Annotated in this window: 23 protein-coding genes; 10 read left to right on the plus strand and 13 right to left on the minus strand. The window is 66.9% G+C overall.

What is annotated here, in order from left to right:
- Positions 1 to 395 precede the first annotated feature (395 nt).
- From AC5P67_RS03600 to lpdA, 5 genes are all read left to right on the plus strand, one after another.
- On the plus strand, positions 396 to 1,811 hold the full coding sequence (locus AC5P67_RS03600) for a ribosomal protein uL16 3-hydroxylase (RefSeq protein WP_088431271.1): 1,416 nt from the start codon (positions 396 to 398) through the stop codon (positions 1,809 to 1,811).
- Positions 1,812 to 1,819: 8 nt separating this feature from the next.
- Positions 1,820 to 2,716 carry a GNAT family N-acetyltransferase gene (locus AC5P67_RS03605; protein WP_024956655.1) on the plus strand — a complete coding sequence of 299 codons (897 nt, stop codon included), beginning with the start codon at positions 1,820 to 1,822 and terminating at the stop codon, positions 2,714 to 2,716.
- A gap of 186 nt (positions 2,717 to 2,902) precedes the next feature.
- Complete coding sequence (locus AC5P67_RS03610) at positions 2,903 to 5,734, plus strand: 2-oxoglutarate dehydrogenase E1 component (protein WP_005410271.1); 2,832 nt, start codon at positions 2,903 to 2,905, stop codon at positions 5,732 to 5,734.
- A gap of 40 nt (positions 5,735 to 5,774) precedes the next feature.
- Positions 5,775 to 6,977, plus strand: coding sequence for a dihydrolipoyllysine-residue succinyltransferase (gene sucB / locus AC5P67_RS03615; protein ID WP_005410272.1), 1,203 nt, complete (start codon positions 5,775 to 5,777; stop codon positions 6,975 to 6,977).
- A gap of 63 nt (positions 6,978 to 7,040) precedes the next feature.
- Positions 7,041 to 8,477, plus strand: a complete 1,437-nt coding sequence (gene lpdA, locus AC5P67_RS03620; protein ID WP_005410273.1) for a dihydrolipoyl dehydrogenase — start codon at positions 7,041 to 7,043, stop codon at positions 8,475 to 8,477.
- A gap of 113 nt (positions 8,478 to 8,590) precedes the next feature.
- Here the strand turns inward: lpdA and AC5P67_RS03625 are convergent, their stop codons facing one another.
- The 11 genes from AC5P67_RS03625 to AC5P67_RS03675 all read right to left on the minus strand — a co-directional run bounded on the left by AC5P67_RS03625 (position 8,591) and on the right by AC5P67_RS03675 (position 22,228).
- Positions 8,591 to 8,839, minus strand: a complete 249-nt coding sequence (locus AC5P67_RS03625) for a hypothetical protein (protein WP_241889188.1) — start codon at positions 8,837 to 8,839, stop codon at positions 8,591 to 8,593.
- Positions 8,836 to 9,048 carry a hypothetical protein gene (locus tag AC5P67_RS03630; RefSeq protein ID WP_495214298.1) on the minus strand — a complete coding sequence of 71 codons (213 nt, stop codon included), beginning with the start codon at positions 9,046 to 9,048 and terminating at the stop codon, positions 8,836 to 8,838. The genes AC5P67_RS03625 and AC5P67_RS03630 overlap by 4 nt, the downstream gene beginning before the upstream one ends.
- 168 nt (positions 9,049 to 9,216) lie before the next feature.
- Positions 9,217 to 10,806 (minus strand): alkaline phosphatase D family protein, encoded by a 1,590-nt coding sequence (locus AC5P67_RS03635; protein ID WP_495214299.1) that lies wholly within the window; start codon positions 10,804 to 10,806, stop codon positions 9,217 to 9,219.
- Positions 10,806 to 13,049, minus strand: a complete 2,244-nt coding sequence (locus AC5P67_RS03640) for a TonB-dependent receptor family protein (RefSeq protein WP_033835432.1) — start codon at positions 13,047 to 13,049, stop codon at positions 10,806 to 10,808. The genes AC5P67_RS03635 and AC5P67_RS03640 overlap by 1 nt, the downstream gene beginning before the upstream one ends.
- A 173-nt stretch (positions 13,050 to 13,222) precedes the next feature.
- Positions 13,223 to 14,653, minus strand: coding sequence for a replicative DNA helicase (locus AC5P67_RS03645; RefSeq protein WP_005410278.1), 1,431 nt, complete (start codon positions 14,651 to 14,653; stop codon positions 13,223 to 13,225).
- A gap of 317 nt (positions 14,654 to 14,970) precedes the next feature.
- The gene (locus AC5P67_RS03650) at positions 14,971 to 15,531 is read right to left on the minus strand and encodes an NADPH-dependent FMN reductase (protein ID WP_005410279.1); all 561 of its coding nucleotides are present in this window, start codon (positions 15,529 to 15,531) and stop codon (positions 14,971 to 14,973) included.
- Between the two features lie 66 nt (positions 15,532 to 15,597).
- On the minus strand, positions 15,598 to 17,541 hold the full coding sequence (gene asnB / locus AC5P67_RS03655) for an asparagine synthase (glutamine-hydrolyzing) (RefSeq protein ID WP_049432775.1): 1,944 nt from the start codon (positions 17,539 to 17,541) through the stop codon (positions 15,598 to 15,600).
- Positions 17,542 to 17,544: 3 nt separating this feature from the next.
- A complete protein-coding gene (locus tag AC5P67_RS03660; RefSeq protein WP_495214300.1) occupies positions 17,545 to 19,824 on the minus strand; it encodes a transketolase C-terminal domain-containing protein in 2,280 nt (759 codons plus the stop codon).
- 62 nt (positions 19,825 to 19,886) lie between these two features.
- A complete protein-coding gene (locus tag AC5P67_RS03665; protein ID WP_005410282.1) occupies positions 19,887 to 20,543 on the minus strand; it encodes a glutathione S-transferase family protein in 657 nt (218 codons plus the stop codon).
- A 176-nt stretch (positions 20,544 to 20,719) separates the two neighbouring features.
- Entirely contained in the window at positions 20,720 to 21,262 is a 543-nt protein-coding gene (locus AC5P67_RS03670) for a GNAT family N-acetyltransferase (RefSeq protein ID WP_005410283.1), read from the minus strand.
- Between the two features lie 123 nt (positions 21,263 to 21,385).
- Positions 21,386 to 22,228, minus strand: a complete 843-nt coding sequence (locus AC5P67_RS03675; RefSeq protein WP_005410284.1) for a glycine zipper 2TM domain-containing protein — start codon at positions 22,226 to 22,228, stop codon at positions 21,386 to 21,388.
- Positions 22,229 to 22,391: 163 nt separating this feature from the next.
- Between AC5P67_RS03675 and AC5P67_RS03680 the strand changes: the two genes are divergently transcribed.
- Positions 22,392 to 22,610, plus strand: a complete 219-nt coding sequence (locus tag AC5P67_RS03680) for a DUF6116 family protein (protein WP_005410285.1) — start codon at positions 22,392 to 22,394, stop codon at positions 22,608 to 22,610.
- Positions 22,607 to 23,380, plus strand: coding sequence for a TatD family hydrolase (locus AC5P67_RS03685; RefSeq protein WP_005410286.1), 774 nt, complete (start codon positions 22,607 to 22,609; stop codon positions 23,378 to 23,380). Before AC5P67_RS03680 ends, AC5P67_RS03685 begins: the two co-directional genes overlap by 4 nt.
- 34 nt (positions 23,381 to 23,414) lie before the next feature.
- On the opposite strand, the gene AC5P67_RS03690 is transcribed toward AC5P67_RS03685, so the two are convergent.
- Positions 23,415 to 24,239 carry a tRNA threonylcarbamoyladenosine dehydratase gene (locus AC5P67_RS03690; RefSeq protein ID WP_005410287.1) on the minus strand — a complete coding sequence of 275 codons (825 nt, stop codon included), beginning with the start codon at positions 24,237 to 24,239 and terminating at the stop codon, positions 23,415 to 23,417.
- Between the two features lie 80 nt (positions 24,240 to 24,319).
- Between AC5P67_RS03690 and AC5P67_RS03695 the strand changes: the two genes are divergently transcribed.
- On the plus strand, positions 24,320 to 24,754 hold the full coding sequence (locus tag AC5P67_RS03695; protein ID WP_005410288.1) for a hypothetical protein: 435 nt from the start codon (positions 24,320 to 24,322) through the stop codon (positions 24,752 to 24,754).
- 134 nt (positions 24,755 to 24,888) lie between these two features.
- Complete coding sequence (locus tag AC5P67_RS03700; RefSeq protein ID WP_005410289.1) at positions 24,889 to 25,383, plus strand: glycine zipper 2TM domain-containing protein; 495 nt, start codon at positions 24,889 to 24,891, stop codon at positions 25,381 to 25,383.
- 73 nt (positions 25,384 to 25,456) lie between these two features.
- Here the strand turns inward: AC5P67_RS03700 and AC5P67_RS03705 are convergent, their stop codons facing one another.
- Positions 25,457 to 25,666, minus strand: coding sequence for a cold-shock protein (locus AC5P67_RS03705; protein WP_005410290.1), 210 nt, complete (start codon positions 25,664 to 25,666; stop codon positions 25,457 to 25,459).
- A gap of 236 nt (positions 25,667 to 25,902) precedes the next feature.
- On the opposite strand from AC5P67_RS03705, the gene AC5P67_RS03710 reads away from it, so the two are divergent.
- A complete protein-coding gene (locus AC5P67_RS03710) occupies positions 25,903 to 26,388 on the plus strand; it encodes a DUF456 domain-containing protein (RefSeq protein ID WP_043034719.1) in 486 nt (161 codons plus the stop codon).
- The last annotated feature ends 77 nt before the right edge of the window (positions 26,389 to 26,465 follow it).

Here is a 26,465-nt window from a genome sequence, read left to right on the forward strand (position 1 = left end):
GCTTCGCCGCGTCCCTCTTTTGTTTTGGGATGAGCAAGCGCAGCGCGCGACCCGCTGTTGCCTTTGATCTTCTTCTTTCCATTCCGTGGCGGGCCGCGCAGGAAACTGTCAGGGGCCGGGCGGGGTGGGTTCGCGGGACCGTTGGCGCCATGGATGGCGCCATCGAGCCCCCAGGGACGGGTTCACGGCGTGTCCCGCGAACCCACCCCGCCCGGCCCAGCCCATGAAGCCAGCGCTTTGCGCGACCAACCACCCCGCCACGAGGGGCTCCGCCGTTGGCCGGACAGCCCGCGACAAACCCGCGCACGTGCGCAATCCCGGCGAACGGCGGACAATGGAGATCTCAGGCGGCCCGCTGCGCCGCCCCTCCCGCTTTCCGCTGCAAGGATTCCCCCATGGCCGCCCGCAAGTCCTCCGCCCCCCTCATCGAAGTCACCGCCCGCCCCGGCCAACCGCTGGGCATGGCGCCGGCCACCTTCCTGCGCGACTTCTGGCAGAAGCGCCCGCTGCTGATCCGCAACGCCTTCCCCGACTTCCAGACCCCGGTGCAGCCGGAAGACCTGGCCGGGCTGGCCTGCGAAGAAGGCGTGCTGGCGCGCCTGATCGAGCACGACAAGACCCAGGACGGCTGGCGCGTGCGTACCGGCCCGTTCCAGGAAGACGTTTTCCCCGCCCTGCCCGACCACGACTGGACCCTGCTGGTGCAGGACGTGGACAAGTGGGACCCGGACGTGCGCGCCCTGATCGAGCACTTCAGCTTCCTGCCGCGCTGGCGCATGGATGACGTAATGATCAGCTTCGCCGCCACCGGCGGCTCGGTCGGCGCCCACGTCGACCAGTACGACGTATTCCTGCTGCAGGCCCACGGCCACCGCCGCTGGCAGATCGATGCCAGCGAATCGATCAAGGGCAGGCAGCCGCCGCTGGGCTTCCGCCCGGACGTGGAACTGAAGCTGCTGAAGGTGTTCAAGCCGACCCACGACTGGGTGCTGGCGCCGGGCGACATGCTGTACCTGCCGCCGAACGTGCCGCACCACGGCGTCGCTGAAGACCCCTGCCTGACCTTCTCCTTCGGCATGCGCGCGCCATCGTCGGCCGAACTGATCAGCGACTACCTGGACACCCTGATCGCCGATGCCGACGAGAACATCCGCTACCAGGATGCCGACCTGAAGGTGCCGGCCGACCCGAACGAGATCGACACGGTGGCGATGGCGCGGGTGATCACCGCGCTCAATGCCATCCGCATGAACGATCCGGACAAGCTGGGTGACTGGTTCGGCCGTTTCATCACCACCTACCGCGCGGCCGGCGAAGTGATGGCCCACCAGGCCGCACCGGCACAGGAGGAAGTGGTCCAGGCCCTGGCCTCGGGCCTGCTGCTGCAGCGTCATCCGTGGGCACGCCTGGCCTGGCGCCGGGCCAAGCGCGGCGCCAGCCTGTACGTCAGTGGCCAGGACTTCGCGCTGCCGGTGAAGGACGCGCAGCGCCTGGCCGGCGCCGAGCAGCTCGATGCCGCCGCCTATCGCGGCCTGTCCGACAAGGGCCGCGCGGTGGTCCAGCAGCTGTTGGTCGGTGGCGTGTTCCAGCTGATCGATCCGAACGAGGTGTATGACGCTGAAGATGAGGATGACGGCGAAGACGCCGTGGTGCTCGGCGAAGTGGTCGAAGGCCGTGACCGTGTCGACGCGATCGACGCCGACGCGGTGTCCGACGATGTCCACACCGTGACCGTGCACGACGACGGCATCGAGGTCATCGTCAACTTCGAGGATCACGACGAAGACGACAGCGACGACGGTCGCGCCTGAGCCCTGCCATGGTCCGGGTCCAGCAGGTCAGCCACGCCGACGCCCACGTTGCCATCCACGACGTGCGCCAACGCGTGTTCGTGCAGGAACAGGGCATCGCCGCCGAACTGGAACGCGATGCGCTGGACCCGCTCAGCGCCCATGTGCTGGCGCTGGACAGTGACAACCAGCCGGTCGGCACCGGTCGGCTGGCCCCGGACGGCCGCATCGGCCGCATGGCGGTGTTGGCCAGCCATCGCAGCCACGGGGTCGGTGAGGCCCTGCTGGAGGCACTGGTCGAGGCCGGGCGCAGGCTCGGCCTGGCCGAGCTGCACCTGCACGCCCAGCTGCCCGCCCGCGATTTCTATGCCCGCCAGGGCTTCCTGCCGGAAGGCGAGGTATTCGAGGAGGCCGGCATCGGCCACCAGCAGATGCGCCGCCGGTTGGGCGCGGCCAGTGCCATCGACAGCCGCGAGCAGGCGGTGGCCATCACCACGGCCATCGTCCACCGCGCCCGCCGCCAAGTGTGGCTGCACAGCCGTCAGCTGGACCCGGGACTGCTCGACGCGCCGCCGGTACAGGCCGCCCTGCGCCGCTTCGTCACCGCCCGCCACGACAAGCAGCTGCGGGTGATCGTGCACGACGCCGCCGCCATCGCGTCTGCCGGGGCACCGCTGCTGGCCTTGGCCCAGCGCCTGCCCAGCGTGATCCAGTTCCGCGAGGTCACCGACCCGATCGACCGTGCGTTGGCTTCGGCCTGCCTGCTCAACGACGCCGGCGACTTCTACTTTCGTCTGATCGGTCATCGCCTCGACGGCGAGGCAGGCGTCGCGCTGCCTGCACGTTCGCAGCCGTTCGAGCAGCAATTGCAGCGGGTCTGGGACCGTTCGCGCGATTGCAGCGAACTGCGTGCGCTCGGCATCTGAGTGGGTACCGCCCACTCAACCTGTCTGGAAGCGGCACCGGGGGACCCGGGATGCCCGTTCTGGTGCCCCTTCCTGTCCGGATGGGGGTACAATTTGGCTGTTTGAACGCGCCCGCGCAGGGCTATTCATCTTCCTGCCGGGTCCTTCTGAAGCCATACCCCACAAAGCGAATCAACACCCTCCATCGTGGACAATCAACTGAAGCAGTTTGCGCAATCTTCGCAGCTCGCCGGCGGCAACGCCTCCTATGTCGAGGACCTGTACGAGCAGTACCTGGTCTCCCCGGACAGTGTCGATCCCAAATGGAAGACCTACTTCGACGGCTTCAAGGGCCGCGAAGCAGGCGACATTCCGCACTCGGCCGTCATCTCCCACATTGCGGACGCGGCCAAGGAAGCGCTGAAGGCCGGCACCGGCAACGGTGCGGGCGACGAGCGTGAACGCAATGTCGGTCGTCTGATCACCGCCTACCGCTCGCGCGGCCACCTGGACGCCCGCCTCGATCCGCTGGGCCTGGCCGCGCCGGTCAACACCCCGGACCTGGGCCTGCCGTTCCACAGCCTGTCCGATGCCGACCTCAACAGCGAGTTCAGCACCGGCGGCGTCGGTGGCCAGCCGCGCATGAAGCTGCGCGACCTGCTGGCACGCCTGAAGGCGACCTACACCGGCTCGATCGGTGCGGAGTTCATGCACATCTCCGAGGTCGAGCAGCGCCAGTGGATCTACAAGAAGCTGGAAGCAGCCGGTGGCAACTACCAGCTGGACGCTGACACCCAGCGCCGCACCCTGGAGCGCCTGACCGCGGCCGAAGGCCTGGAGCGCTACCTGCACACCAAGTACGTCGGCCAGAAGCGCTTCTCGCTGGAAGGCGGCGACTCGCTGATCCCGATGATGGACACCATCATCCGCAGCGCCGGCAAGGATGGCGTCAAGGACGTGGTGATCGGCATGGCCCACCGCGGCCGCCTGAACGTGCTGGTCAACACCCTCGGCAAGAACCCGCGCAAGCTGTTCGACGAGTTCGAAGGCAAGTTCGAGCATGACGAGCACGCTTCTGCCGGCGACGTGAAGTACCACATGGGCTTCTCGGCCGACGTGGCTACCGACGGCGGCCCGGTGCACCTGGCGCTGGCGTTCAACCCGTCGCACCTGGAAATCGCCGACCCGGTCGTGGCCGGTTCCGTGCGTTCGCGCCAGGAGCGCCGCAAGGACACCGCACGCAAGCAGGTCATGCCGATCCTGATCCACGGCGATGCGGCCTTCTCGGGCCAGGGCGTGGTCATGGAGCTGTTCCAGATGTCGCAGGCCCGCGGCTTCGCCGTCGGCGGCACCGTGCACATCGTGGTCAACAACCAGGTCGGCTTCACCACCTCCAACCCGCTGGACACGCGCTCCACGCGCTACGCCACCGACGTGGCGAAGATGATCGCCGCCCCGGTGCTGCACGTGAACGGCGATGATCCGGAAGCGGTGGTGTTCGCCGCGCAGCTGGCCTTCGAGTTCCGCCAGAAGTTCGCCAAGGACGTGGTCATCGACCTGATGTGCTACCGCCGTTGGGGCCACAACGAGGCCGACGAGCCGGCGATCACCCAGCCGCTGATGTACCAGGTGATCCGCAAGCACCCGACCACCCGCGAGATGTACGCCGAGCAGCTGGAAAAGGCAGGCGTGATCGCTGCCGGTGCCGGCAAGGCGATGGTCGATGCCTACCGCGAGAAGCTCGATGCCGGTGAAGTGACCACCGAGCTGGCCAAGGTCGAGAAGACCCCGCCGACCAGCCCGCTGTTCGTCGATTGGCCGAAGCTGCTGGAAGGCAAGCTGTCCGACCCGGTCTCGACCAAGGTCGAGAAGAACAAGCTGGTCGAACTGGCCAAGCTGATCAACACCATTCCCGAAGACGTGCAGCTGCACTCGCGCGTGGCCAAGGTCTATGACGACCGCCGCAAGATGGCCGCCGGCGAGATCCCGGGCGACTGGGGCTTTGCCGAGAACCTGGCCTACGCCACCCTGCTCGACGAAGGCCACGCACTGCGCCTGGTCGGCCAGGACGTCGGTCGCGGTACGTTCACCCACCGCCACGCGATCCTGCACGACCAGAAGACCGACAACTACTACATGCCGCTGCGGCAGCTGGTGGATTCGCCGGAGAAGGCCACCGTCATCGATTCGCTGCTGAGCGAAGAAGCGGTGATGGCCTACGAGTACGGCTTCTCCACCACCGATCCGAACACGCTGTGCATCTGGGAGGGCCAGTTCGGCGACTTCGCCAACGGCGCCCAGGTGGTGATCGACCAGTTCATCGCCGCCGGTGAAGCCAAGTGGGGCCGCATTTCCGGCCTGACCCTGCTGCTGCCGCATGGCTATGAAGGGCAAGGTCCGGAGCACAGCTCGGCGCGCCTGGAGCGCTTCCTGCAGCTGTGTGCACTGGAGAACATGCTGGTGGTGGTTCCGTCCACCCCGGCACAGGCCTTCCACATGCTGCGCCGCCAGCTGCACCTGACCACCCGCAAGCCGCTGGTGGTGATGTCGCCGAAGTCGCTGCTGCGCCACAAGCTGGCCGTGTCGACCCTGGACGAACTGGCCAACGGCGAGTTCCAGCACCTGATCGGCGACGCCAGTGCGGACGCCAAGAAGGTCAAGCGCGTGGTGCTGTGCTCGGGCAAGGTCTACTACGACCTGCTGGAAGACCAGACCAAGCGTGGCCAGGACGACGTGGCGATCATCCGCGTGGAGCAGCTGTATCCGTTCCCGCGTGCGCTGCTGGCTGCCGAGCTGAAGAAGTACGGCAAGGCCACCGACGTGGTGTGGACGCAGGAAGAACCGCAGAACCAGGGTGCGTGGTACCAGATCCGCCACCACCTGCAGTTCTGCCTGGCCGATGGCCAGAACCTGCACTACGCCGGTCGCGCACGTTCGGCGTCGCCGGCTGCCGGTCACATGGCTGACCACGTCCGCGAACAGCAGCAGCTGATCGCCGACGCGCTGGTCAACCCGTTCAACGACACGTTCGCTGAATAATCCTCCCCCTATTTAGAAGACAAACCAGGAAGCTCCCGCAATGGCCACCGAAGTCAAAGCCCCGGTACTGCCCGAATCCGTCGCCGACGGCACCATCGCCACCTGGCACAAGAAGGTGGGCGACGCCGTCAAGCGCGACGAAAACCTGCTTGACCTGGAAACCGACAAGGTCGTCCTGGAAGTGCCGTCGCCGGTCGACGGCGTGCTGAAGGAAATCAAGTTCGCCGAAGGCTCGACCGTGACCTCCAGCCAGGTCGTGGCGATCATCGAAGAAGGCGCCGTGGCTGCTGCCCCGGCTCCGGCTGCCGAAGCCGCTCCGGCTGCAGCCGCTGCCCCGGCCGCTGCTGCTCCGGCCGCTGCCGCCGCTCCGGCCCCGGCCGCCAAGTCGGCCGCCGATGCGCTGCCGCCGGGCGCCCGCTTCACCGCCATCACCGAAGGCGTGAACCCGGCCGACGTCGACGGCACCGGCCGTCGCGGCGCGGTGACCAAGGAAGACATCGTCAACTTCGCCCGCAACGGCGGCGCCGGCAAGGCCGGTGGTGCACGTCCGGAAGAGCGCGTGCCGATGACCCGCATCCGCAAGCGCATTGCCGAGCGCCTGATGGAGTCGAAGAACTCCACCGCCATGCTGACCACCTTCAACGAAGTCGACCTGTCCAAGGTATCGGCGGCGCGCAAGGAACTGCAGGACGAGTTCGTCAAGGCCCACGGCATCAAGCTGGGCTTCATGAGCTTCTTCGTGAAGGCCGCCGCCAACGCGCTGCAGCGCTTCCCGCTGGTCAACGCCTCGATCGACGGCGACGACATCATCTACCACGGCTACTCGGACATCTCGATCGCCGTCTCGACCGAAAAGGGCCTGGTCACCCCGGTCCTGCGCAATGTCGAGCGCATGTCGTTCGCCGACATCGAGAAGACCATCGCCGACTACGCCAAGAAGGCGCGTGACGGCAAGCTGGGCCTGGATGAACTGCAGGGCGGCACCTTCACCGTGACCAACGGCGGCACCTTCGGTTCGCTGCTGTCGACCCCGATCATCAACCCGCCGCAGAGCGCCATCCTGGGCATGCACGCCATCAAGGAGCGTCCGATCGCCCAGAACGGCCAGGTCGTGATCGCGCCGATGATGTACCTGGCGCTGTCGTACGACCACCGCATCATCGACGGCAAGGATTCGGTGCAGTTCCTGGTGGACATCAAGAACCAGCTGGAAAACCCGGGCCGCATGCTGTTCGGCCTGTAAGAGACCTCCCGCCCCTCCGCGCCTGCGCGGAGGGGTTCTGGTAATGCATCAAGGAATAATTCAATGGCTGAACAATTCGACGTCGTCGTCATCGGTGCCGGCCCGGCCGGTTACCACGCTGCCATCCGCGCGGCCCAGCTGGGCCTGAAGACCGCCTGCATCGACGCGGCGCTGGGCAAGGACGGCAAGCCGGCCCTCGGCGGCACCTGCCTGCGCGTGGGCTGCATCCCGTCCAAGGCGCTGCTGGATTCCTCGCGCCAGTTCTGGAACATGGGCCACATCTTTGGCGACCACGGCATCAGCTTCAAGGATGCCAAGATCGACGTCGAGGCGATGGTTGGCCGCAAGGACAAGATCGTCAAGCAGTTCACCGGCGGCATCGGCATGCTGTTCAAGGCCAACAAGGTCGCTGCCTATTATGGTTTTGGCGAACTGCAGCCAGGCAACGTGGTCAAGGTCACCCAGCATGACGGTTCCATCGTCGAGCTGAAGGGCACCAACGTCATCATCGCGGCCGGTTCGGATTCGATCGAACTGCCGTTCGCCAAGTTCGACGGCGAGACCATCGTCGACAACGTCGGCGGCCTGGACTTCACCGAAGTGCCGAACCGCCTGGCGGTGATCGGCGCCGGCGTCATCGGCCTGGAACTGGGCAGCGTGTGGAAGCGCCTGGGCGCGGAAGTCACCATCCTCGAAGCCATGCCGGAGTTCCTGGCGGCTGCCGACGCCGAAGTGGCCAAGACCGCTGCCAAGGAGTTCAAGAAGCAGGGCCTGGACATCAAGCTCAATGCCAAGGTTTCCAAGACCGAGATCACCGGCAAGGGCAAGAAGAAGGAAGTCATCGTCACCTACACCGACGCTGAAGGCGAAAAGACCCTGACCGTGGACAAGCTGCTGGTGGCCGTTGGCCGTCGCGCGGCCACCAAGGGCCTGCTGGCCGAAGGCACCGGCGTCAAGATCAACGAGCGCGGCCAGATCGAAGTCGACGCGCACTGCCACACCGGCGTCAACGGCGTGTGGGCGGTCGGCGACTGCGTGCGCGGCCCGATGCTGGCGCACAAGGGCTTCGAGGAAGGCATCGCGGTGGCTGAGCTGATCGCCGGCCTGCCGGGTCACGTCAACTTCGACACCATCCCGTGGGTCATCTACACCGAGCCGGAACTGGCGTGGGTCGGCAAGACCGAAGCCCAGCTGAAGGCCGAAGGCATCCCGTACAAGGCCGGCAGCTTCCCGTTCGCCGCCAACGGCCGTGCCGTGGCGATGATCGAGCCGGCGGGCTTCGTGAAGATCCTGGCCCATGCCGAAACCGATCGCATCCTCGGCATGCACCTGGTCGGCGCCAACGTCTCCGAGCTGGTGCACGAAGGCGTGCTGACCATGGAGTTCAGTGGCTCGGCCGATGACCTGGCCCGCATCTGCCACGCCCACCCGTCGCTGTCGGAAGTGATCCACGACGCGGCGATGGCGGTCAGCAAGCGCGCCATCCACAAGGCGAACTGATCGTTCGCTGGTAGTGCCGGCCGCTGGCCGGCATCACCCGGATACGAAAAACCTCGCTTCGGCGGGGTTTTTTTGTTGCCCGTTTCCCTGTAGCGCCGAGCATGGGCTCGGCGCTACACCTTTCCAGCCGGCTTCTCCGGTGGATCCTCGCAGACCCTGTGCTGCACAACCGTATCGCCGACCTTCCATTCCTTCGCGACCCTGCAGCGCTCCTTGGCTTTCGGCGCAGAGACCGCCGCAGCATTGGCCTCGTCAGCCGCAGCGGTCTGCTGGCGTTCCAGCCACACCGAAGGCGGTGCTGGAGGTGCAGCCAGTACCGGGCCCGCCAACAGGACCAGTCCGACCGGCAACACAGCCCTCATGCCGCCACCGGGCCGCCGCCGAGCAGGCGCGCGGGCAGCATGAACAGCGCGCGCAGGAACGCAAACAGCGCCGAGAAGGTGATGCCGACCAGGCGGAACGGCAGGCTCAGCAGCCAGACGAACGGCCAGGCGATCGGGGCGAGGATCGCCAGCGGCCAGCACAGCACGAACAGCAGGCACCACACGCCGAGCGCGAACAGGGTCTTCATCATGGTCTCCTTGTGGCGGCACCTTGCCGCCTGCGGACACCTTGGCGCCCCGCTCTGGCCACCCGCAAACGGTTTGCGACGAAACCGGGCTCGGGGCGATGAAACCGGTGGTGGGGAAACCGAAGATTGATCAGGTTACCGGCCAGCGGCCGGCACGACCGAACGGATTCACACCGGCACTGCGCCCGGGCGGCCGTGGGTGACCTGGAAGCGCGCCGCAGTGCGCACCGGCGCATCCGCGCGCAGCACGCTGTCGGCGAAGCGCAGTTCCGCATCCACGGTCTGCCGGTTCAGCTGCAGCTTCCACCAGCCGCGGCGGTCACCGTCGAAATAGCGGATGTGCGGGTTCTGCGGAATCGACGAACCGTAGTACGGGCCATAAGGCGTATCGTCGCCGCCACTGCTGATTGCCGGCGCGATGAACTCGGTGGCCACCACCGGGGCATCGGCCGCGTCGAAATCCAGCTTCAGGTCATTGACGAAAGTGGAATGCCAGTCACCACCGAGCACGATGGCATTGCCCTGCCCGCCCGCCTGCATCGCCTGCAGCAACCGCTTGCGTGCGGCGGGATAGCCGTCCCAGGCATCGTTCCAGAAACGCTCGCGCGGCGTGCCACCGTCCAGCCGCAGCTGCGCCATCAGCAACTGTTGCACCACCACGTTCCAGCGCGTGCCGCGTGCGGCCGCCATCGACTGCGCGAACCAGGCTTCCTGGCCCACGCCCAGCATGCTAATGCGTGGATCCAACGCAGCGTCGCAGCGCGGCGACTCGCCCACCCCGCAGGGATTGGCCGGACGGAACTGGCGGCAGTCGAGCAGCGCAAGCTGTGCCAGATCGCCGTAACGCAGGCGCCGATGCACGCGCAGGCCACCATTGCCCGCAGGCGTACCACGCATCGGCAGGTGTTCGTAGAACGCGCGGTAGGCCGCCGCGCGGCGAACGATGAAGTCCTCCGTCGAGACGCCGGGCTTCTCCGGATGGATGCCCGAGTAATCGTTCTGCACTTCGTGGTCGTCCCAGATCACCGCGAACGCGTGGGCGGCGTGCGCGGCCTGCAGATCGGGATCGAGCTTGTACAGCGCGTACTGGTCGCGGTAGCGCTCCAGGCCGACGGTCTCGCCACTGAAGCGTTCCGCATCCAGCGTGAGACCACGCGCGTTCTGCAGTGGGCTGTACTCGTACAGGTAGTCACCGGCATGCAGCACCAGGTCGACATCACTCTTCGCGATATCGCGCAGCACCGGGTAGTAGCCACTGTTCCAGGCCTGGCAGGTGCACAGGGCCAGCCGCAGCTGCTGCAGCTGCGTGTCGGGCAGCGGCGCGGTGCGGAAGTGGCCGACCGCGCTTTCCTCGTCACCGTCGCAGGCAAAACGGTAGTAGTAGTCGCGGCCTGGGCGCAGGCCATTGACCTCCACGTGCACCGAATGGGCCAGCTCGGGCACCGCCGCGGCGACGCCACGCTGCACCAGCCGGCGCATGCCCGGGTCTTCGGCCACGAACCAGCGCACCGGCACCGCCCGCGATGGCATGCCGCCGCCGTTGAGCGGGTCCGGCGCCAGACGCGTCCACAGTACGGCTCCCTGCGGATCCGGATCGCCGGCGGCGACGCCCAGGGTGAACGGATCACGCCCCAACCGCGGGCGTGGGCCGGCCGTGGCCAGCCCCGGCATCGCCGCCAGTGCGATCGCCGCCCCCGTGCCCTGCCACGCCATGCGCAACAGGCGACGACGGCTTTCCGGATCGACGGGGCCGCGCATCAGAAGTGCACGGTGGCGGTGGCCATCACCTGCCGCGGCGCGCCAACCTGCATGGTCGCCAGGCTGCGGGTCGGGTCGGCGGCGTAGGTGCCGTTGGTGTTGATCGAGGACAGGTAGCGCTTGTCGGTCAGGTTGGTCAGGTTCAGCGCCACGGTCAGGTTCTGCGCCGGGCCGAGCTTGCCGAAGTCATAGGCCACCGAAGCGTTGACCAGCCAGTAGCTGGGCACCGACACGTCGTTGGTATAGGTCACGTAACGCTTGCCGACATGGTTGGCGGCCAGGCGCAGGTCCCACGGGCCCGGGGTCCAGGCCAGGGTGCTGGCGAACATCCATTCCGGGGTGTCGACGGTCTTCTTGCCGCGGGTCGGCACCACGCCGTTGTTGACGTAGTCGTTGTCGTAGGTGCTGTCATTCCACGACAGCGCGTTGGACCAGGTCAGGTCCTGCATCGGCTTCAGCTGCAGGGTCGCCTCGGCGCCGCGGCTGGTTACCGAACCGACGTTGGAGAACAGCGCCGGGCAACCGAGGATGCCCACGCACTGCGCGATGGCCAGCAGACGGTTGTCGAACTTGACGTCGTACACCGCTACCGAGGCTTCATAGCCCTGGCCGTAGCCGCGCCAGCCCAGCTCGATGGTGCGCGACTGTTCCGGTTTCAGGTTCTTCGCGCTGGCATCGAAGGCGGCCTGCGGCACGTTGAACGGGCTGCCCACGCCCAGCGCGTAGGCGGCCACGTTCTTGGCGAACGAGCCGAAGATCTCGTTGCCCTCGTTGAGCTTGAAGTTGAAGCCCGCCTGCGGGAGCAGGCCCTTCTTCGAGGTCAGGCTGCTGTTGTTGGCATAGCTGCCCAGCGGCGTGCGCACGCGGGTGCGGGTGTGCGGCGACTTCGCGCCGATGTCGATGGTCAGGCGGTCATCGAACAGGCGGAAGCGGTCCTGCACGTAGAACTGGCGGGTGATGGTGGTGTAGCGCTGGTGCCACACGCGCTGGTCCGGATTGCGCAGGAAGAAGTCGTCGGTGATCGGACCGTCGATGTAGTAGAAGTTGCGCTGCACGCTGTGGCCGTTGTCTTCGTACCACAGGCCCGCCTCCAGTTCGTGGCCCGCCACGTTCCAGGTGAACGCCGAGGTCACGCCGGTGCGGTCGATCGCATACTCGGTGGTGCGGATCGAGATCGGAATCTCGCGGCTGGTGCCCGGGTTGGACGGATTGGACGGGCTGAACCAATGGCCCTGGCCACGGTTGCTGTGGTTGTAGACGTTGACCTTCAGGCGCATCGACTCGTTCAGGCCGAAATCACCGGCAATGCTGGACACATCGTCATTGCGCAGGCCGTGACCGGAGTAATAGGCGTCCCACGGGCTGTTGACGCCACCACTGTACTTTCCGCGTGCAGCAGCCACCGCGCGATCCCAGTCCGGCGCGTAGTTGTCCCAGTCCCAGCCGAGGCGATCGATCATCTCCAGCGACAGGTCCTGGTAGTCGGCCTCGACGCGGCGCGAAGCGTTGAACAGCGCGGTGATCCGGCTGTCCGTGCCGAAGTTGTAGGTGGCCTTGCCGTTGAACTGCTTCAGTTCCTGCGAGCCCTTGCCCTTCCACTTGTCGCCTTCGGAATACACGCCGGACAGGTAAGCGGCAAAGCCCTGGTGGTCGCCGGTATCGAGGCGCGCATAGCTGCGGCGCGCATTGTCGCTGCCGAAGCTCTGTGCCAGCACGACCCCATATTCGGTGGACGGATCGATCGAGTAGAACTGGAACACGCCGCCGAGGTTGCTGGTGGACGGCGTACCCAGCGCACCAATGCCGGTGGAGACCTCCGCACCGCCCAGGTTCTCGCTGATCACCGCGCGGCTGATGTGCAGGCCGTTGCTGTTGCCGTAGGCCATGTTGCCCAGCGGGATGCCATCGAGGGTGTAGCCCAGGCGATTCTGGTTGAAGCCACGCAGGCTGATGCTGGTGGACCATTCGTAGGCGCCGGTGGCATCGGCCGATTCGAAATGCACGCCCGGCTTGGCCGCCAGCAGCTTCAGCGGGTTGGCACCGGGCGGCAGGACCTTCATGTCCTCGGCGGTCACGCGCTGCACCTGGCGGGCTTCGCCGCGGCCGATCACCGAGATCGAATCGAGGGTCGTGGCCGACTGCGCGTCGGTCGCGGGGGCGGTTTCAGCGACAGCCAGCGACGGCAGCGAAGCACAGACCAGCAGGGCCAGCAGATTGCGGCGAAGCGGAGCGTGGGACGGCATGGAGGCGGATTCCTTGGGCACGCTGGACGCCGAAGGGCGGCGTCGAAGAGCAGCAGCGGCGGAATCGTAGAAGCCTCGCGTTACATGTCATTTACACGCCACGTACGGAAGATTGGCGTTCTGAATGGTTTGCAAGCCGTGGGGTGGTTGCCGGCCAGCGGCCGGCACTACGGTTATTCGAATGAGCCGACCGAGTCGTGGGCCAGGTTGTCGAAGCGGGTGTACTCACCGAAGAACTTCAGCTTGCACGATCCGGTCGGGCCACCACGGTGCTTGCCGATGATGATCTCGGCCAGGCCCTTGTCCGGCGAATTTTCCTTGTTGTAGTAATCGTCGCGGTAGATGAACACGATCATGTCCGCGTCCTGCTCGATTGCACCCGATTCGCGAAGGTCGGCCATCACCGGGCGCTTGTCGGTACGTGTTTCCAGCGAGCGGTTGAGCTGCGACAGCGCGATCACCGGCACGTGCAGTTCCTTGGCCAGGCCCTTCAGCGAACGCGAGATCTCCGAGATTTCGGTGGCGCGGTTTTCGCTGTTGCCCGGCACGCTCATCAGCTGCAGGTAGTCGATCACCACCAGGCCCAGGTCGTGCTCGCGCTTGAGGCGGCGGCACTTGGAACGCAGCACTTCCGGCGACACGCCCGGCGTATCGTCGATGAAGATCTTGGTTTCCTTCAGCATCTTGATCGCGCTGGTGACACGGCTCCAGTCTTCATCTTCCAGCTGGCCGGTACGCAGGCGCTGCGCGTTGATGCGGCCGTTGGAGGAGATCAGGCGCATCGCCAGCTGCGAGGCCGACATTTCCATCGAGAACACCGCCACGCCCTTCTTCGACTTGATCGCCGCGTACTCGGCGATGTTCAGTGCAAAAGTCGTCTTGCCCATGGCCGGGCGCGCGGCGAGGATGATCAGGTCGGTCGGCTGCAGGCCGGCAGTCATCGCATCGAAGTCGTTGTAGCCGGTCGGCAGGCCGGTGATGTTGCCGCCGTTCTCGAAGCGGTTGCGCAGTTCCTCGAAGGCATCCTTCAGCGCGCCAGGCATCGCCACGAAGTCGGTACGGCCGCGTGCACCCTGTTCAGCGATGGCGAACACGCTCTTCTCCGCAGAGGCCAGCAGCTCACTGCTGTCACGGCCCTCAGGCTGGAAGCCATCGTTGACGATGTCGGTGCCGACCTGGATCAGCTGCCGCAGCACGGCCTTGTCACGCACGATCTCGGCATAGGCCACGATGTTGGCCGCCGACGGCGTGGTGCTCGCCAGCTCGATCAGGTAGGCACCATCGCCCACCAGCTCCAGCTTGCCCTGTGATTCGAACCACTCGCCCAGGGTCACCGCGTCGAACGGCCGCTCGCGCTCGGACAGCTCACGGATCGCGCGGTAGATCATCTGGTGATCGCGGCGGTAGAAATCGCCCTCGGTCAGCTGGTCGTTGACCCGGTCGTAGGCCTCCGGCGCCAGCATCAGGCCACCCAGCACCGCCTGCTCGGCTTCCACCGAATGCGGCGGAACGCGCAACTGGTCGATACGCGATTCGTCGCGATCACGATCAAAGCCATCACCGCGCTCTCTGCGGTTGGAACGGAAGCCGGAACGAGCGGACATGCTGCGGTGTTTCCTGCAAAAGTGGGCCGGACGAGTGTAGGCATGCGCCGACCCCGGCAGCCATGGACAAGCCTGTGGATAAGCCGTGGAGAAACGGGGGATATCCGCCAGTGCCTGGCCACTCTGGCGCGGGGGCGTCGCAGTGCCTGCGACGGGCGCCGTTGCGGCGCCCGGGTGGGTCATTATCGCAGATCAGGCGGCCAGGGTCGGATTCCGTGCAGCGCACGGACTCCGGTGCTCAGCGGAACGTAGGGCCAGGGCCCGCCGCTGCGCGCCGGGATCCGACCCGCGGCCTGGCTGCTGCTACCCCATCGGTCTCAGTCGCCCTTCACGTGCACCGCGATCAGTGCCAAGAACCGGTCCACGTACCCCTGCAGGAATTTCTGCGTGCCCTCGTTGTGGATCGTGCCGTCGGCGTCGATCAGGCCGTCCTTGAAATGGATGAACGCCTCGGGCTGGCCGAGCACGTGCATGTCCAGGAAGGCCAGGCTGTTGCGCAGGTGCTGCTGGGCCACGGCGGTGCCGATCTGGCCGATGGAGGCGCCGATCACCGCCGCCGGCTTGCCGGCAAACGCACTGTCACCGTAGGGGCGCGAGCCGATGTCGATGGCGTTCTTCAGCACGCCCGGCACCGACCGGTTGTATTCGGGGGTCACGAACAGCACCGCGTCGGCGGCGCGCACCTGATCCTTCAGCCGGGTGCCCTGAGGCGGGTACTGACCATCGAAATCCTGGTCGTACAGCGGTAGATCACCAATCTGCACGTACTGGAAGCGCGCGCGGTCGCCAGCGATCTTCTCCAGCGCATGGGCCAGCTTGCGGTTGCAGGAATCCTTGCGCAGGCTGCCGACGAACACGGCGATGGTGGGGACGGACATAGGGACATACTCCTCACGGTGCGGGAGGCCCAGCCTAGACGCCGGGCCCGTGCCGTCCGGTGAAGATCAGCCCCCGGTCACGCGGGTACGCACCTGGCGCCAATGCGCCTGCCAAGCCTGGAACATCAGCACGTTCCACAGGTGGGTATGCCACTTGCGCTGGCCGCCCAGGAACTGCTGCCACAGCGGCTGCACCGCCGCCGCCGACAGCACGCCTTCGCGCTCCAGGCGCGCCGGCTGCAACAGATCTTCGGCCCACGGCCGCAGGTCGCCCTTCAGCCAGTCGCTGACCGGCGCGCCGAACCCGCGCTTGGGCCGGTGCACCATCGACTGCGGCACGTAGCGGCCAAGCACGCGCTTGAGCAGCACCTTGCTGGTGGTTTCGCTGCGCTTGAAGCCCAGCGGCAGCGACCAGGCGAACTCGGCCACGCGCCAGTCCAGCAGCGGCGCGCGTGCCTCCAGGCTGACCGCCATCGAGGTGCGGTCGACCTTGCAGAGCAGGTCATCCGGCAGGTAGGTCACGTAATCGGCCAGCATCATCGCGTCGGCCGGCGTGCCGGCACCGTGCAGCGGATCGGCCAGGTCGTAGAAGCTGCCGGCGGCCTGTGCGCCGGGCACTGCCGCGGCGGGGTCGCGCCAGCGCGAGATGCGGTTGCGGTACACGTCGCCAATGCCTCGCGCGCCGGACTCGGCCAACAGCGCGGCCAGTCCGCCGGTCCGCGAGGCCTCGCCCTGGTGCTGCGCGCGCGCGCCCATCCAGCGTCGCAGCGGGCCCGGCACGCGGCCCAGCATCTGCCAGTTGCGCAGCGCGCGCACGTAGCGGGTATAGCCGAAGAACAGCTCATCACCGCCGTCGCCAGACAACGCCACGGTCACGCCCTGCCGCGCCAGCCGGGCGACCAGCGCGGTCGGCACCTGCGAGGCATCGGCAAAGGGTTCGTCGAACATTGCCGGCAGCTGCGGCACGACCGCCAGTGCATCCGCGCCGCTGACGTAGAGCTCGGTGTGGTCGCAGCCCAGATGCGTGGCCAGTTCCCTGGCCAGCGGTGCCTCGTCGTGGCCCGAATCGGTGAAGCCGATGCTGAAGCTGTGCACCGGCTGCCCGCTCTGCGCCTGCATCAGCGCCGCCACCAGCGACGAATCGGTACCGCCGGACAGGAACACGCCCACCGGCACGTCGGCCACCATGCGCAGCGCCACCGCGTCGCGCAGCAGCCCGTCCAGCTGCTCCTCTGCTTCCTCGATGCGGCCCTGGAACGGCGCAGCCAGTGCCGCCTGCATGCGTGCACGCGCATCCCAGTACGGGCGCTGCGCCTGCTCCGGGCGATGCGCCGATGCACCCGCCGCTACGGCTTCCGCGTCCAGGCGCAGCATGCGGCCGGGCATCAGCTTGTAGCAGCGCTGGTGGATGCTGTGCGGGGCCGGAATGTAATCCAACCGCAGCAACAGGGTCAGCGCGTCGCGGTCGATGTCGTTGTCGAACGCCGGGTGCTGCCACAGCGCTTTCAGTTCGGAACCGAACACCAGGGTGTCACCGGCCCAGCCGTAGTACAGCGGCTTCTTGCCAACGCGGTCGCGTGCCAGCCACAGGCACTGCGCCTGGCGGTCCCACAGCGCGATGGCGAACATGCCGTTGCAACGCTGCAGGGTTTCTTCCATGCCCCACTGCAGGATCGCCGCGAGCAGCACTTCGGTGTCGGAATGGCCACGGAAAGCATGCCCCAGCGGCTCCAGTTCGGCACGCAGGGCGGCGAAGTTGTAGACCTCGCCGTTGTAGGCCATCACGTAGCGGCCATCGGACGAGGCCATCGGCTGGTGGCCCAGCGGCGACAGATCGAGAATGCTCAGCCGACGGTGCGCCAGCGCGATGCCTGCCCCGGCATCGACCCAGCTGCCGCCATCATCCGGCCCGCGGTGGTGCAGCGCCTCGCCCATGGCCAGGACCTGCGCCTGCAGCACCTCGGCCGACGCCACCGGCGCCGGCAACAACATTCCCGCCAATCCACACATGCATCAAGGTTCCTGCGCCAGTTCAAGGGCGGCGCCAATCACCGCATTGTCGCTTGGAAGCCCGAACATTGCTGCCCCTGCCAGCGGGGTATAGGTATCGGCGCCGCAGACCCGGCGCAGCGGCAGGTGGCCGAAACCGGCCTCGACCAGTGCGGTGACCACACCCTCGCCCACCCCTCCACTGTGGCGGTCCTCGTCCAGCACCAGCACGCGCCGTGCGCTGGCGGCCTGGCTGGCGATGAAGCCGGCATCCAGCGGCACCAGCCAGCGCAGGTCGACCACCCGTACCTGCCAGCCCAGCTGCTGTTCGATGGCTCGCGCTGCGCGCAGCGCCATCGGCACGCCATTGCCGTAGGTGTAGACCACCAGGTCGCCAGCCTCCGGCCCGTAAACACGGCCTTCGCCCGGCACCAGTGCCCGGCCCTGGGCCGGGTAGTCGAACAGCCACTGGCCATCGCCCGGCTCATGCAGGTCCTTGCTCATGTACAGCGCGATCGGCTCCAGGAACACGGCCACGCGCCCATCCACCCGGGCCAGCGCCGCCAGCGTGCGCAGCATCATCACCGCATCGTCGCCGCGCGATGGGCAGCCGACCACCAGCCCGGGGATGTCGCGCAGGGCGGTGACCGAGTTGTCGTTGTGGAAATGGCCGCCGAAACCCTTCTGGTAGCCCAGCCCGGCCACCCGCACCAGCATCGGGTTGCGGTACTGGTCGTTGGAGAAGAACTGCAGCGAACAGGCTTCGCCACGCAGCTGGTCGATGGCGTTGTGCAGGTAGGCCAGGTACTGGATCTCCGGGATCGGCAGCATGCCCATGTTGGCCAGGCCCTGCGCCATGCCCAGGATCATGGTCTCGTCCAGCAGGGTGTTGAACACCCGGCGCGGCCCGAAGCGGCGCAGCAGATCCTTGGTGACAGTGTAGACACCGCCCTTCTGCGCCACGTCCTCGCCGAACAGCAGGCTCTGCGGATACTTGGCCAGCAGCTCCTGCAGACCATGGTTGATCTGGATTGCGAGATGCCGCGGCGCCTGTCGTTCCGGCAATACCTCGGCACCGCCATAGAGTGCCTCGCGTGCTTCGGCAGCGACCTCGCGCTGCGCTTCGGCCTGCACCGCTGCAGGGGTGTACGGTGCCAGCGGCGCCATCACCTCCCGCAGCGACTGCAGCTTCGCACTGCCTTCGGCATCGGCGGCAGCGGCCATGCAGCGCGCGCGCATCGTTTCGTAGGCCACTTCGATGGCGGCCGCATCCATCCAGCCTGATTCCAGCGCGATCTGCGCCGAGCGCAGCAGCGGATCCTGCGCCTCGGCCGCGCACAGCTCCGGCAGCGCGCGCCATTCCACTTCAAAGTCGGTGCCGGCATGGCCCATCAGGCGCGTGGTGCGCAGGTGCAGGAAGGTCGGCCGCCGCGTGCGCCGGCAGTGTTCCACCGCCGCCTGCACTTGGGCGTGCCCGGTGGCCAGGTCGAGGCCATCGGCAAAGAAATAGTCCAGCCCCGGCTGGTGGCTGAAGCGCTCGGCGATCCAGCCATCGGGGGTCTTCACCGAGATGCCCAGACCGTTGTCCTCGCAGACGAACAGGATCGGCGCCGGCAGTTTCTGGTAGGCCGACCACATCGCGGTATTGAAGGCGGTCTGCGCGGTGGCGTGGTTGGCTGACGCATCGCCGAACGAGCACAGCACGATGCTGTCGGTGGGAATGGGCAGCGCCTGCCCCAGCCGCTTGCCACTCTCGATGGCCAGCGCGGTACCCAGCGCCTTGGGCAGGTGCGACGCAATCGTCGAGGTCTGTGGCAGCACCCACAATGGCTTGCTGCCCCACACCTTGTGGCGGCCACCGCTGGCCGGATCATCCGCGCTGGCGGCGAAGGACAGTGCCGCATCGCGCAGCGGGTCGATGCCCGGCACCTGCCGCGAACGCTCGGCCATGAAGGCGCCGGAACGATAGTGCAGGAAGGCAGGATCGGTGTGCCGGCAGGCCCGCGCCAGCAGCGCGTTGCCTTCATGGCCGGACGAACCGATGGTGTAGAAGACCTTGTTCTGCACGCGCAGCACGCGCGCCATCAGGTCCAGCTGGCGACTGGCCAGCTGCGAGTCGAACAGTTCATCGAAGGCGGCAGCGGTGAGCGTACTGCCCGGCAGGATCGGAGCATCTGCCGCGGGTCGCGGGCGCGGCGTCCCGCGCCACCCGCGCACCGCCTCAAGGAAATTGACGTCGCACACCTCGGCGCGGTTGAGCCCCCGCATGCGCGCGGGAATCGGATCCGGAACCACAGCGAACATCGAACACCCTCCGTGTCGTTGTTGCGTTCCGCCCGGCAATACCGGGCGCTACCCTGTGGGCATCAGGCCGCCTCGAAACGCGAGCGCACCTCGGCGGTCACCGCCGGCATCGGCAGGAAGCGCGGCTGCGCACGCACGCGCTGCAGCCAGGCGCGAACTTCCGGGAACGGCTCCAGGCTGATGCCGCCCTCGCCCGCCACATCGGTATAGGCAAACAGGGCGATATCGGCAATGCCGTATCCGCTGCCGGTGAACCACTGCGCTTCGCGCAGGTGCTGCTCCATCACCGCCAACGCGGTGGCGGCACGCTCGTGCAGGCGTGGCAGTTCGGCACGGCGTGGCGAGTCGGGCGCCGTCCAGCCCCGGATGAAGCGCGCTACCGCCACGCACGGCTCGTGCGTGTACTGCTCGAAGAACATCCAGCTCAACGCCTGCGCACGCTCCCATCCATCGCTGGGCAGGTAGGGCGTGCCTTCGGCCAGCCAGAACAGGATCGCGTTGGACTCGGTCAGCACGCGGCCGTCGTCGCGGACGATCAGCGGCACCTTGGCATTCGGGTTGAGCGCCAGGAATTCGGGCGTGTGGGTCTGGCCATGGGCACTGTCCACTTCCACCCAGCGGTAACGGCTGCCGAGCTGCTCAAGCAGCAGCCGGACCTTGTGGCAATTGCCCGAGACCGACATGCCATGCACCGTCAGCGGGACGCGCTCTTCCACCATTGCCTGCTCCATCGGATCCGGCCGGCGGCCGGCTGCGTGCAGTCTGGCAAGTGCGCCAGGGAATGCCAAGCGCGGATGCAGCATGGCACCCCGGTAGTGCCGGCCGCTGGCCGGCATCCTCCATGCAGCTGGAACCAAGCGATTGCCGGCCAGCGGCCGGCACTACCGGGCCACGTTCAGCGTGCACGCTGCCGCCACTGTTCGCGCGACTGGCCCCAGATCTGCATCGGTTTGTCGTTGTACGGCGGCGGCAGTTCGCCCATCCGCAGCAACGTGCTGCCCAGCTTGCGCGCGACCGCCCGCGAGTTGTCGTTGTTCTCGGCGATGGTATGGATCACCTCGTGCCAACCCAGCGTGTCGAAGGCCCAGTCGATCGCCGCGACCGCCGCTTCCGGCGCATAGCCCCGGCCCCAGCTGGCGCGGCGGATGCCCCAGCCGACCTCGGTACCCGGCCAGTCCTGCGGTTGCCAGGGGCCCATCCGCCCGATCCAGTCCCCGCTGGATTTTTCGATCACGCTGAACATCGAAAAGCCGAACAGCTGCCAGGCGCCAGCCAGGCTGCAGAAGCCGCGCCAGGCTACCGAAGGCGGCTGCACGCCACCGAGGGTGCGCATCGTTTCCTCGTCGGCGCAGAACGCCAGATAGGGTTCGTAGTCCTCGCGCAGCAGCGGACGCAGGATCAGGCGCTCGGTTTCCAGGCGCAGGTCGAAGATGCTCATGCCGACTCCATGTCGAAGGGGCCACCATGATGGTGGATTCCGCCTCCACACGGATGAATGCCCGCGCTCACAACGAAACGGGCCGGCATGCGCCGGCCCGTCGGGTACAGCACGTATTCTGGATTACTGGCGCGTGGCCGCAGTGGCGCCGGCAGCAGCGGTCTGCGTGACCAGCTGGCCATCGACCACCGGCAGGCGATCGCTGGCCGGCTTGTTGTCCATGCGCACGGTCTTCTCGGCGCCGTCGTAGCGGTAGGTCACGTTGTAGCCCTTCACCACGTCATTGGTGCCCATGGCGATGCGGTTGCCCGGCTTGCTGGCCATGCGCATGGTGCCGGTGGTGCCGTCCTCGTTGCGGTAGGTCACGTTGTAGCCGGTAACACGGCTCGACTCGGAGGTGGCGGTCTCGGTGTGGCACTGGCGCTCGGTGCGGTTGACCACGCGGCCACCCACATGGCGCTTGTCGATCTGGTTGCCGATGAAGCCACCGGCCACGGCACCGGCTGCGGTCGCGGCCTTCTTGCCGTTGCCACCGCCGACCTGGTTGCCGAGCAGGCCGCCGACCACCGCGCCGACCACGGTGCCGCCGACGTTGCCGTCACGCTCCGGCAGTCGCTCCTGCACGGTTACGTCCTGGCAGACCTCGTGCGGGGTCTGGGTGGTGGAGGTCTCGCGCACGGGATCGGTGCCGATCACGGTGGCGTAGGCCTTCTGCTTCTCGGTGATCGGGTCGACCTTCAGCACGTCGGCGTATTCCAGCCCGCGCGGTGCAGACGGGTCGAGCTTGTCACCACGCGCGCCATCGTCAACGGCATTGCCGTCAACCAGCCGCGATTCACCGTTGGGGGTTCCGGCGCTGATGGAATCAGGCGACTTGTCGCCACTCTTCATGAAGGCGGCGGTGGCGATGCCACCGACCAGCAGCGCGCCCGCTGCGACCAGGACAGTTGTAGTTGTGCTTTTCATGACCTGCTCCTTGCGGACCATCCGCAACGTTCTCGGCCCAGATTGCAGCATGCACTGCCTGAACGGAATCTCCACATTTCCTGCTCATTCCTGTAACCCATTCAGCATCGGGAAATGCTGGGCCCGTGGTAGCGTTTGCATATTCCCCACGAGGATCCACGCCATGGCCAACCCGATGCTGCTGCCGGTACTGCAATGGGCCCGCCGGCTGCGCTACCCCACCCTGTTCAAGCTGACCGCCGGCCTGTTCGTGCTGACCCTGTTCATTCCCGACCCAATTCCGTTCGTCGACGAGCTGGTACTGGGCTTCGGCACCCTGCTGCTGGCCAACTGGAAGAGCCGCAATACGGTCCCGGCCCCGCCGCCGCTGGAACAGCGTTGATCCCGCTGGTCGACAGCCACTGCCATCTGGATGCCAGTGAATTCGATGCTGACCGCACGGCGGTGATCGAGCGCGCGGGCGCTGCGGGCGTGCGCGAGCAGGTGGTACCGGCCGTCACGGCCGCCAGCTGGCCGAAGCTGCGCGAGGTCTGCCGGCAGGCACCGGGGCTGTACCCGGCCTACGGCCTGCATCCGATGTTCCTGGCCGAGCACCGGCCCGACCATCTGCCGCTGCTGCGCGAATGGATCGTTCGCGAACGCCCGTGCGCGATCGGCGAATGCGGGCTGGACTTCTTCGTCGAGGGACTGGATGCAGAGGCGCAACAGGCGTACTTCATCGGCCAGCTGCAACTGGCCCGCGAGTTCGAGCTGCCGGTGATCGTGCATGCGCGACGCGCGGTGGATGCGGTCATTGCCGCGATCCGTCGCGTCGGCGGCCTGCGCGGCGTGGTGCACAGCTTTTCCGGCAGCCCGGAACAGGCCGCGCAACTGCACCGGCAAGGCTTCCTGCTCGGTCTCGGTGGTCCGCTGACCTACGGTCGCGCGCAACGGCTGCAGCGCCTGGTGCGCGGGATGCCGCTGGAACAGCTGCTGCTGGAGACCGACGCGCCCGACCAGCCTGACGCCGGCATCCGCGGCCAGCGCAACGAACCAGCGCGACTGGCAGTCATCGCCCGCCACGTGGCTGCACTGCGCGGGATGGAGCTGGACGCGGTGGCCCGGGCCACGACGGAGAATGCGCGGCGCCTGTTCGCGCTGCCGGCAATGTAACGGGCAGGTGCCGGCCGCTGGCCGGCACGATCCATCACACCTCGCTGGACTCGACCACTTCGGCCTTCACCTTCTTCGGCTCCAGCAGCATTTCAAGCGCCTTGCCGACCGCCGCAAAGGCGAAGGCACCGGTGATGTGGGTTGCCGCACCGAGGCCTGCGCCACAGTCCAGTTTCAATGCAGCATCCGCACCGAGGTTCGGGCGGATGCCGCAGACGCTGCCATCGGCCTGCGGATACTTCACGTTTTCCAACGAGTACACCGCCGGTACGCCAAAATAGCGCTTGGCATTCTTCGGGAAATTGAACTCGCTGCGCAGCTTCTTGCGGATCAGCGCCAGCATGGCGTCATGCTCGGTGCGCGAGACATCGCGGATGCGCACCAGGGTCGGATCGGTGCGACCACCGGCAGCCCCCACGGTCAGCAGCGGCAGCTTGCGGCGACGGCACCAGGCGATCGTCTCGACCTTCACCCGGAAGCTGTCGCAGGCATCGATCACCAGGTCGAAGCCACGGTCCAGCAACTCGGCCATGTTCGACACGGTCAGGAATGCCTGCACGGCATCCACCTCGATGTCAGGGTTGATCGCACGGCAGCGCTCGGCCATCGCCTCGGCCTTGTTGCGGCCGTAGTTGCCTTCCATCGCCGGCAGCTGCCGGTTGGTGTTGGACACGCAGATGTCATCGGCGTCGATCAGGGTCAGGTGGCCGACCGCCGAACGCGCCAGCGCTTCCACCACCCACGAGCCGACCCCGCCCATGCCCACCACCGCCACGCGGCTGCCCTGCAGGCGCTCGAGCGCACCTACGCCATACAGCCGTTCGATGCCGGCGAAGCGTTGTTTGACCTGTTCGTTCATGCGGCTATTTTAACGTGCAGGCGCCAGCGCCTACAGCGCGCCGGCATCGAACCCACCGTTGCACGCCAGGAGAGCCCGCCATGAACGCCAGCCCGCCCCGCCGCCCGTCCACTGCCCAGCGGTACCTGTTCGTGCTGTGCCTGGGCCTGCTGATCGGCCTGGTCGCCACGGTCGTGGTCGGCCGCGCCCTGCAGGCCCGCCGCGACCCGTTCCCGGACAGCCTGATGCAGGTGATGCAGCGGCAAGCGCAGCTGCTGCAGCAGGCCCAGCAGCAGAACCGCTGCAGCCTGGCCGACAGCGTGCCGCGGCTGCAGGCCCTGCGCCTTCTGTCCAACGACCTCGACCTGGCCTTTCCCGGGCTGAAGGACAACGGCCGGTTCCAGCAGCACGCCAGCCAGCTGCGCGGCAACCTCAACGCCGCATTGGCGGCTCCGCCCAGTGACTGCACCGCCCTGGCCAAGGTCGTGGAAACCGTGCAGGCCGACTGCCGCGCCTGCCACCAGGACTTCCGCTGACGCGCATTCATCCTGTAGCCGGGCAAGGCACGCCTGGTTGGCACCTTGTTCACGTTCGAAAGGAGAGGATTCGTCCACCCTGCTGCATGACGCAGTACCACCCAACACCCGCCTTCACGGCCAGGAGACGCTCCATGAAGATCCAGCTCATTGCCGCCAGCGCCATCGCTACCCTCGCCCTGGCTGGCTGTGCCACCTCGCCCGGCTACGGTGGCGGTGGTTACAACAACGGCTACAACAATGGTGGCTACGGCAACAACGGCGGTTACAACCAGGGCCGTTGCGCTGACTGTGGCATCGTCACCCGCATCAACACCGTGCCGTCGGGCCGCACCGCGCCCAGCGCGACCGGCGCCATCCTCGGCGGCATCGTCGGTGCCGTGGCCGGCCATGAGATCTCCGATCACACCGGTGGCAGCCGTGGCAACAAGAACATCGCTGCGGCCGCAGGCGCGGTCGGTGGCGCGCTGGCCGGCAACCAGATCCAGAAGAACGTGACCAGTGATACCTACGACATCAGCGTACGCATGGACGATGGCCGCACCATCGTGGTCAACCAGCGCGACCTCGGCGGCATCCGCGAAAACACCTACGTGCGCGTGGTCAACGGCAAGGTCATCCTGCGCTGACCTGCGCCGGGCCGGCGGCAAAGAAAAAGGCCCGCTTGCGCGGGCCTTTTTCATGTGACGGCTTGCAGCGCGATCAGGTCGGCTGCACGGCGTCGGCCTGCAGGCCCTTCTGGCCCTGCACGACGGTGAAGGTGACCTTCTGGCCTTCCTTCAGGCTCTTGAAGCCCTGGGTCTGGATGGCACGGAAGTGCACGAACACGTCTTCGCCGTTTTCACGGCTGATGAAGCCGAAGCCCTTTGCATCGTTGAACCACTTGACGGTACCGGTCTCGCGATCAGACATCTCACTAACTCCCTGGTGACTCTCTCTTGTTGTTGGAAACGCCTGGTGGGCGGCTGACAAGCAAGGGGGAAGCGAGGTGCATCGATGCAGCGGATCGGGAAGATCTTGCTTCATCAGGCCACGATCCACGGTGACCTTGCCAAGCTCAGCGACTGCAACTTAACCCGCCCAAAACGAAAAAGCAACTGGCAAAATCTTTCACTGTCAACCCCAAAACGGCGACCATACGGGACAGCATGGGACTCTCATTCATCTTATATCTGCTAGCGGTCATTTTTGTCCTTGTCGGCATCGCCGGAATCATCCTGCCGGCCCTGCCCGGCATCCCGCTGGTGTTCATCGGACTGCTGCTGGCGGCTTGGGCGGACGGCTTCACCCACGTCGGCTGGCCGACCCTGGTGGCGCTGGGCGTACTGACCGTCCTCTCGCTGCTGGTGGACGTGCTGGCCACGGTGGTGGGTGCGCAGCGGGTCGGTGCCAGCCGCAAGGCACTGTGGGGTACGTTCGTCGGCAGCATCGTCGGCCTGTTCTTCATGCCGATCGGCCTCTTTGCAGGCCCCCTGATCGGCGCCCTGGCCGGCGAGTACTGGCACACCCGCGAACTGGGGCGCTCGACCAGGGTAGGCCTGGCCACCTGGCTCGGTATCCTGCTCGGCCTGGCGCTGAAACTGGCCGTGGTGATCGCGATGCTCGGCCTGTTCGCCTTCGCCTGGTTCCTGTAACCCGCGCTGCCTTCACGCCGCGCGCACGCGGTGCCCGTGCATAAACCGTGGGGGCTGGCCGTGAACCGGTGCAGCCG

The organism is Stenotrophomonas sp. YJH_SMC_21 (assembly GCF_059369555.1).

Bases quoted from the DNA above. Each gene is read 5' to 3' on its own strand.
- AC5P67_RS03640 (WP_033835432.1), bottom strand. From the start codon at position 13,049: ATGCCGTCCCACGCTCCGCTTCGCCGCAATCTGCTGGCCCTGCTGGTC.
- AC5P67_RS03635 (WP_495214299.1), bottom strand. From the start codon at position 10,806: ATGCGCGGCCCCGTCGATCCGGAAAGCCGTCGTCGCCTGTTGCGCATG.
- AC5P67_RS03660 (WP_495214300.1), bottom strand. From the start codon at position 19,824: ATGTTCGCTGTGGTTCCGGATCCGATTCCCGCGCGCATGCGGGGGCTC.
- AC5P67_RS03630 (WP_495214298.1), bottom strand. From the start codon at position 9,048: ATGAAGACCCTGTTCGCGCTCGGCGTGTGGTGCCTGCTGTTCGTGCTG.
- sucB (WP_005410272.1), top strand. From the start codon at position 5,775: ATGGCCACCGAAGTCAAAGCCCCGGTACTGCCCGAATCCGTCGCCGAC.
- AC5P67_RS03700 (WP_005410289.1), top strand. From the start codon at position 24,889: ATGAAGATCCAGCTCATTGCCGCCAGCGCCATCGCTACCCTCGCCCTG.
- lpdA (WP_005410273.1), top strand. From the start codon at position 7,041: ATGGCTGAACAATTCGACGTCGTCGTCATCGGTGCCGGCCCGGCCGGT.
- AC5P67_RS03690 (WP_005410287.1), bottom strand. From the start codon at position 24,239: ATGAACGAACAGGTCAAACAACGCTTCGCCGGCATCGAACGGCTGTAT.
- AC5P67_RS03650 (WP_005410279.1), bottom strand. From the start codon at position 15,531: ATGTCCGTCCCCACCATCGCCGTGTTCGTCGGCAGCCTGCGCAAGGAT.
- asnB (WP_049432775.1), bottom strand. From the start codon at position 17,541: ATGTGTGGATTGGCGGGAATGTTGTTGCCGGCGCCGGTGGCGTCGGCC.
- AC5P67_RS03645 (WP_005410278.1), bottom strand. From the start codon at position 14,653: ATGTCCGCTCGTTCCGGCTTCCGTTCCAACCGCAGAGAGCGCGGTGAT.
- AC5P67_RS03705 (WP_005410290.1), bottom strand. From the start codon at position 25,666: ATGTCTGATCGCGAGACCGGTACCGTCAAGTGGTTCAACGATGCAAAG.
- AC5P67_RS03675 (WP_005410284.1), bottom strand. From the start codon at position 22,228: ATGAAAAGCACAACTACAACTGTCCTGGTCGCAGCGGGCGCGCTGCTG.
- AC5P67_RS03665 (WP_005410282.1), bottom strand. From the start codon at position 20,543: ATGGTGGAAGAGCGCGTCCCGCTGACGGTGCATGGCATGTCGGTCTCG.
- AC5P67_RS03680 (WP_005410285.1), top strand. From the start codon at position 22,392: ATGGCCAACCCGATGCTGCTGCCGGTACTGCAATGGGCCCGCCGGCTG.
- AC5P67_RS03605 (WP_024956655.1), top strand. From the start codon at position 1,820: ATGGTCCGGGTCCAGCAGGTCAGCCACGCCGACGCCCACGTTGCCATC.
- AC5P67_RS03670 (WP_005410283.1), bottom strand. From the start codon at position 21,262: ATGAGCATCTTCGACCTGCGCCTGGAAACCGAGCGCCTGATCCTGCGT.
- AC5P67_RS03695 (WP_005410288.1), top strand. From the start codon at position 24,320: ATGAACGCCAGCCCGCCCCGCCGCCCGTCCACTGCCCAGCGGTACCTG.
- AC5P67_RS03600 (WP_088431271.1), top strand. From the start codon at position 396: ATGGCCGCCCGCAAGTCCTCCGCCCCCCTCATCGAAGTCACCGCCCGC.
- AC5P67_RS03710 (WP_043034719.1), top strand. From the start codon at position 25,903: ATGGGACTCTCATTCATCTTATATCTGCTAGCGGTCATTTTTGTCCTT.
- AC5P67_RS03625 (WP_241889188.1), bottom strand. From the start codon at position 8,839: ATGAGGGCTGTGTTGCCGGTCGGACTGGTCCTGTTGGCGGGCCCGGTA.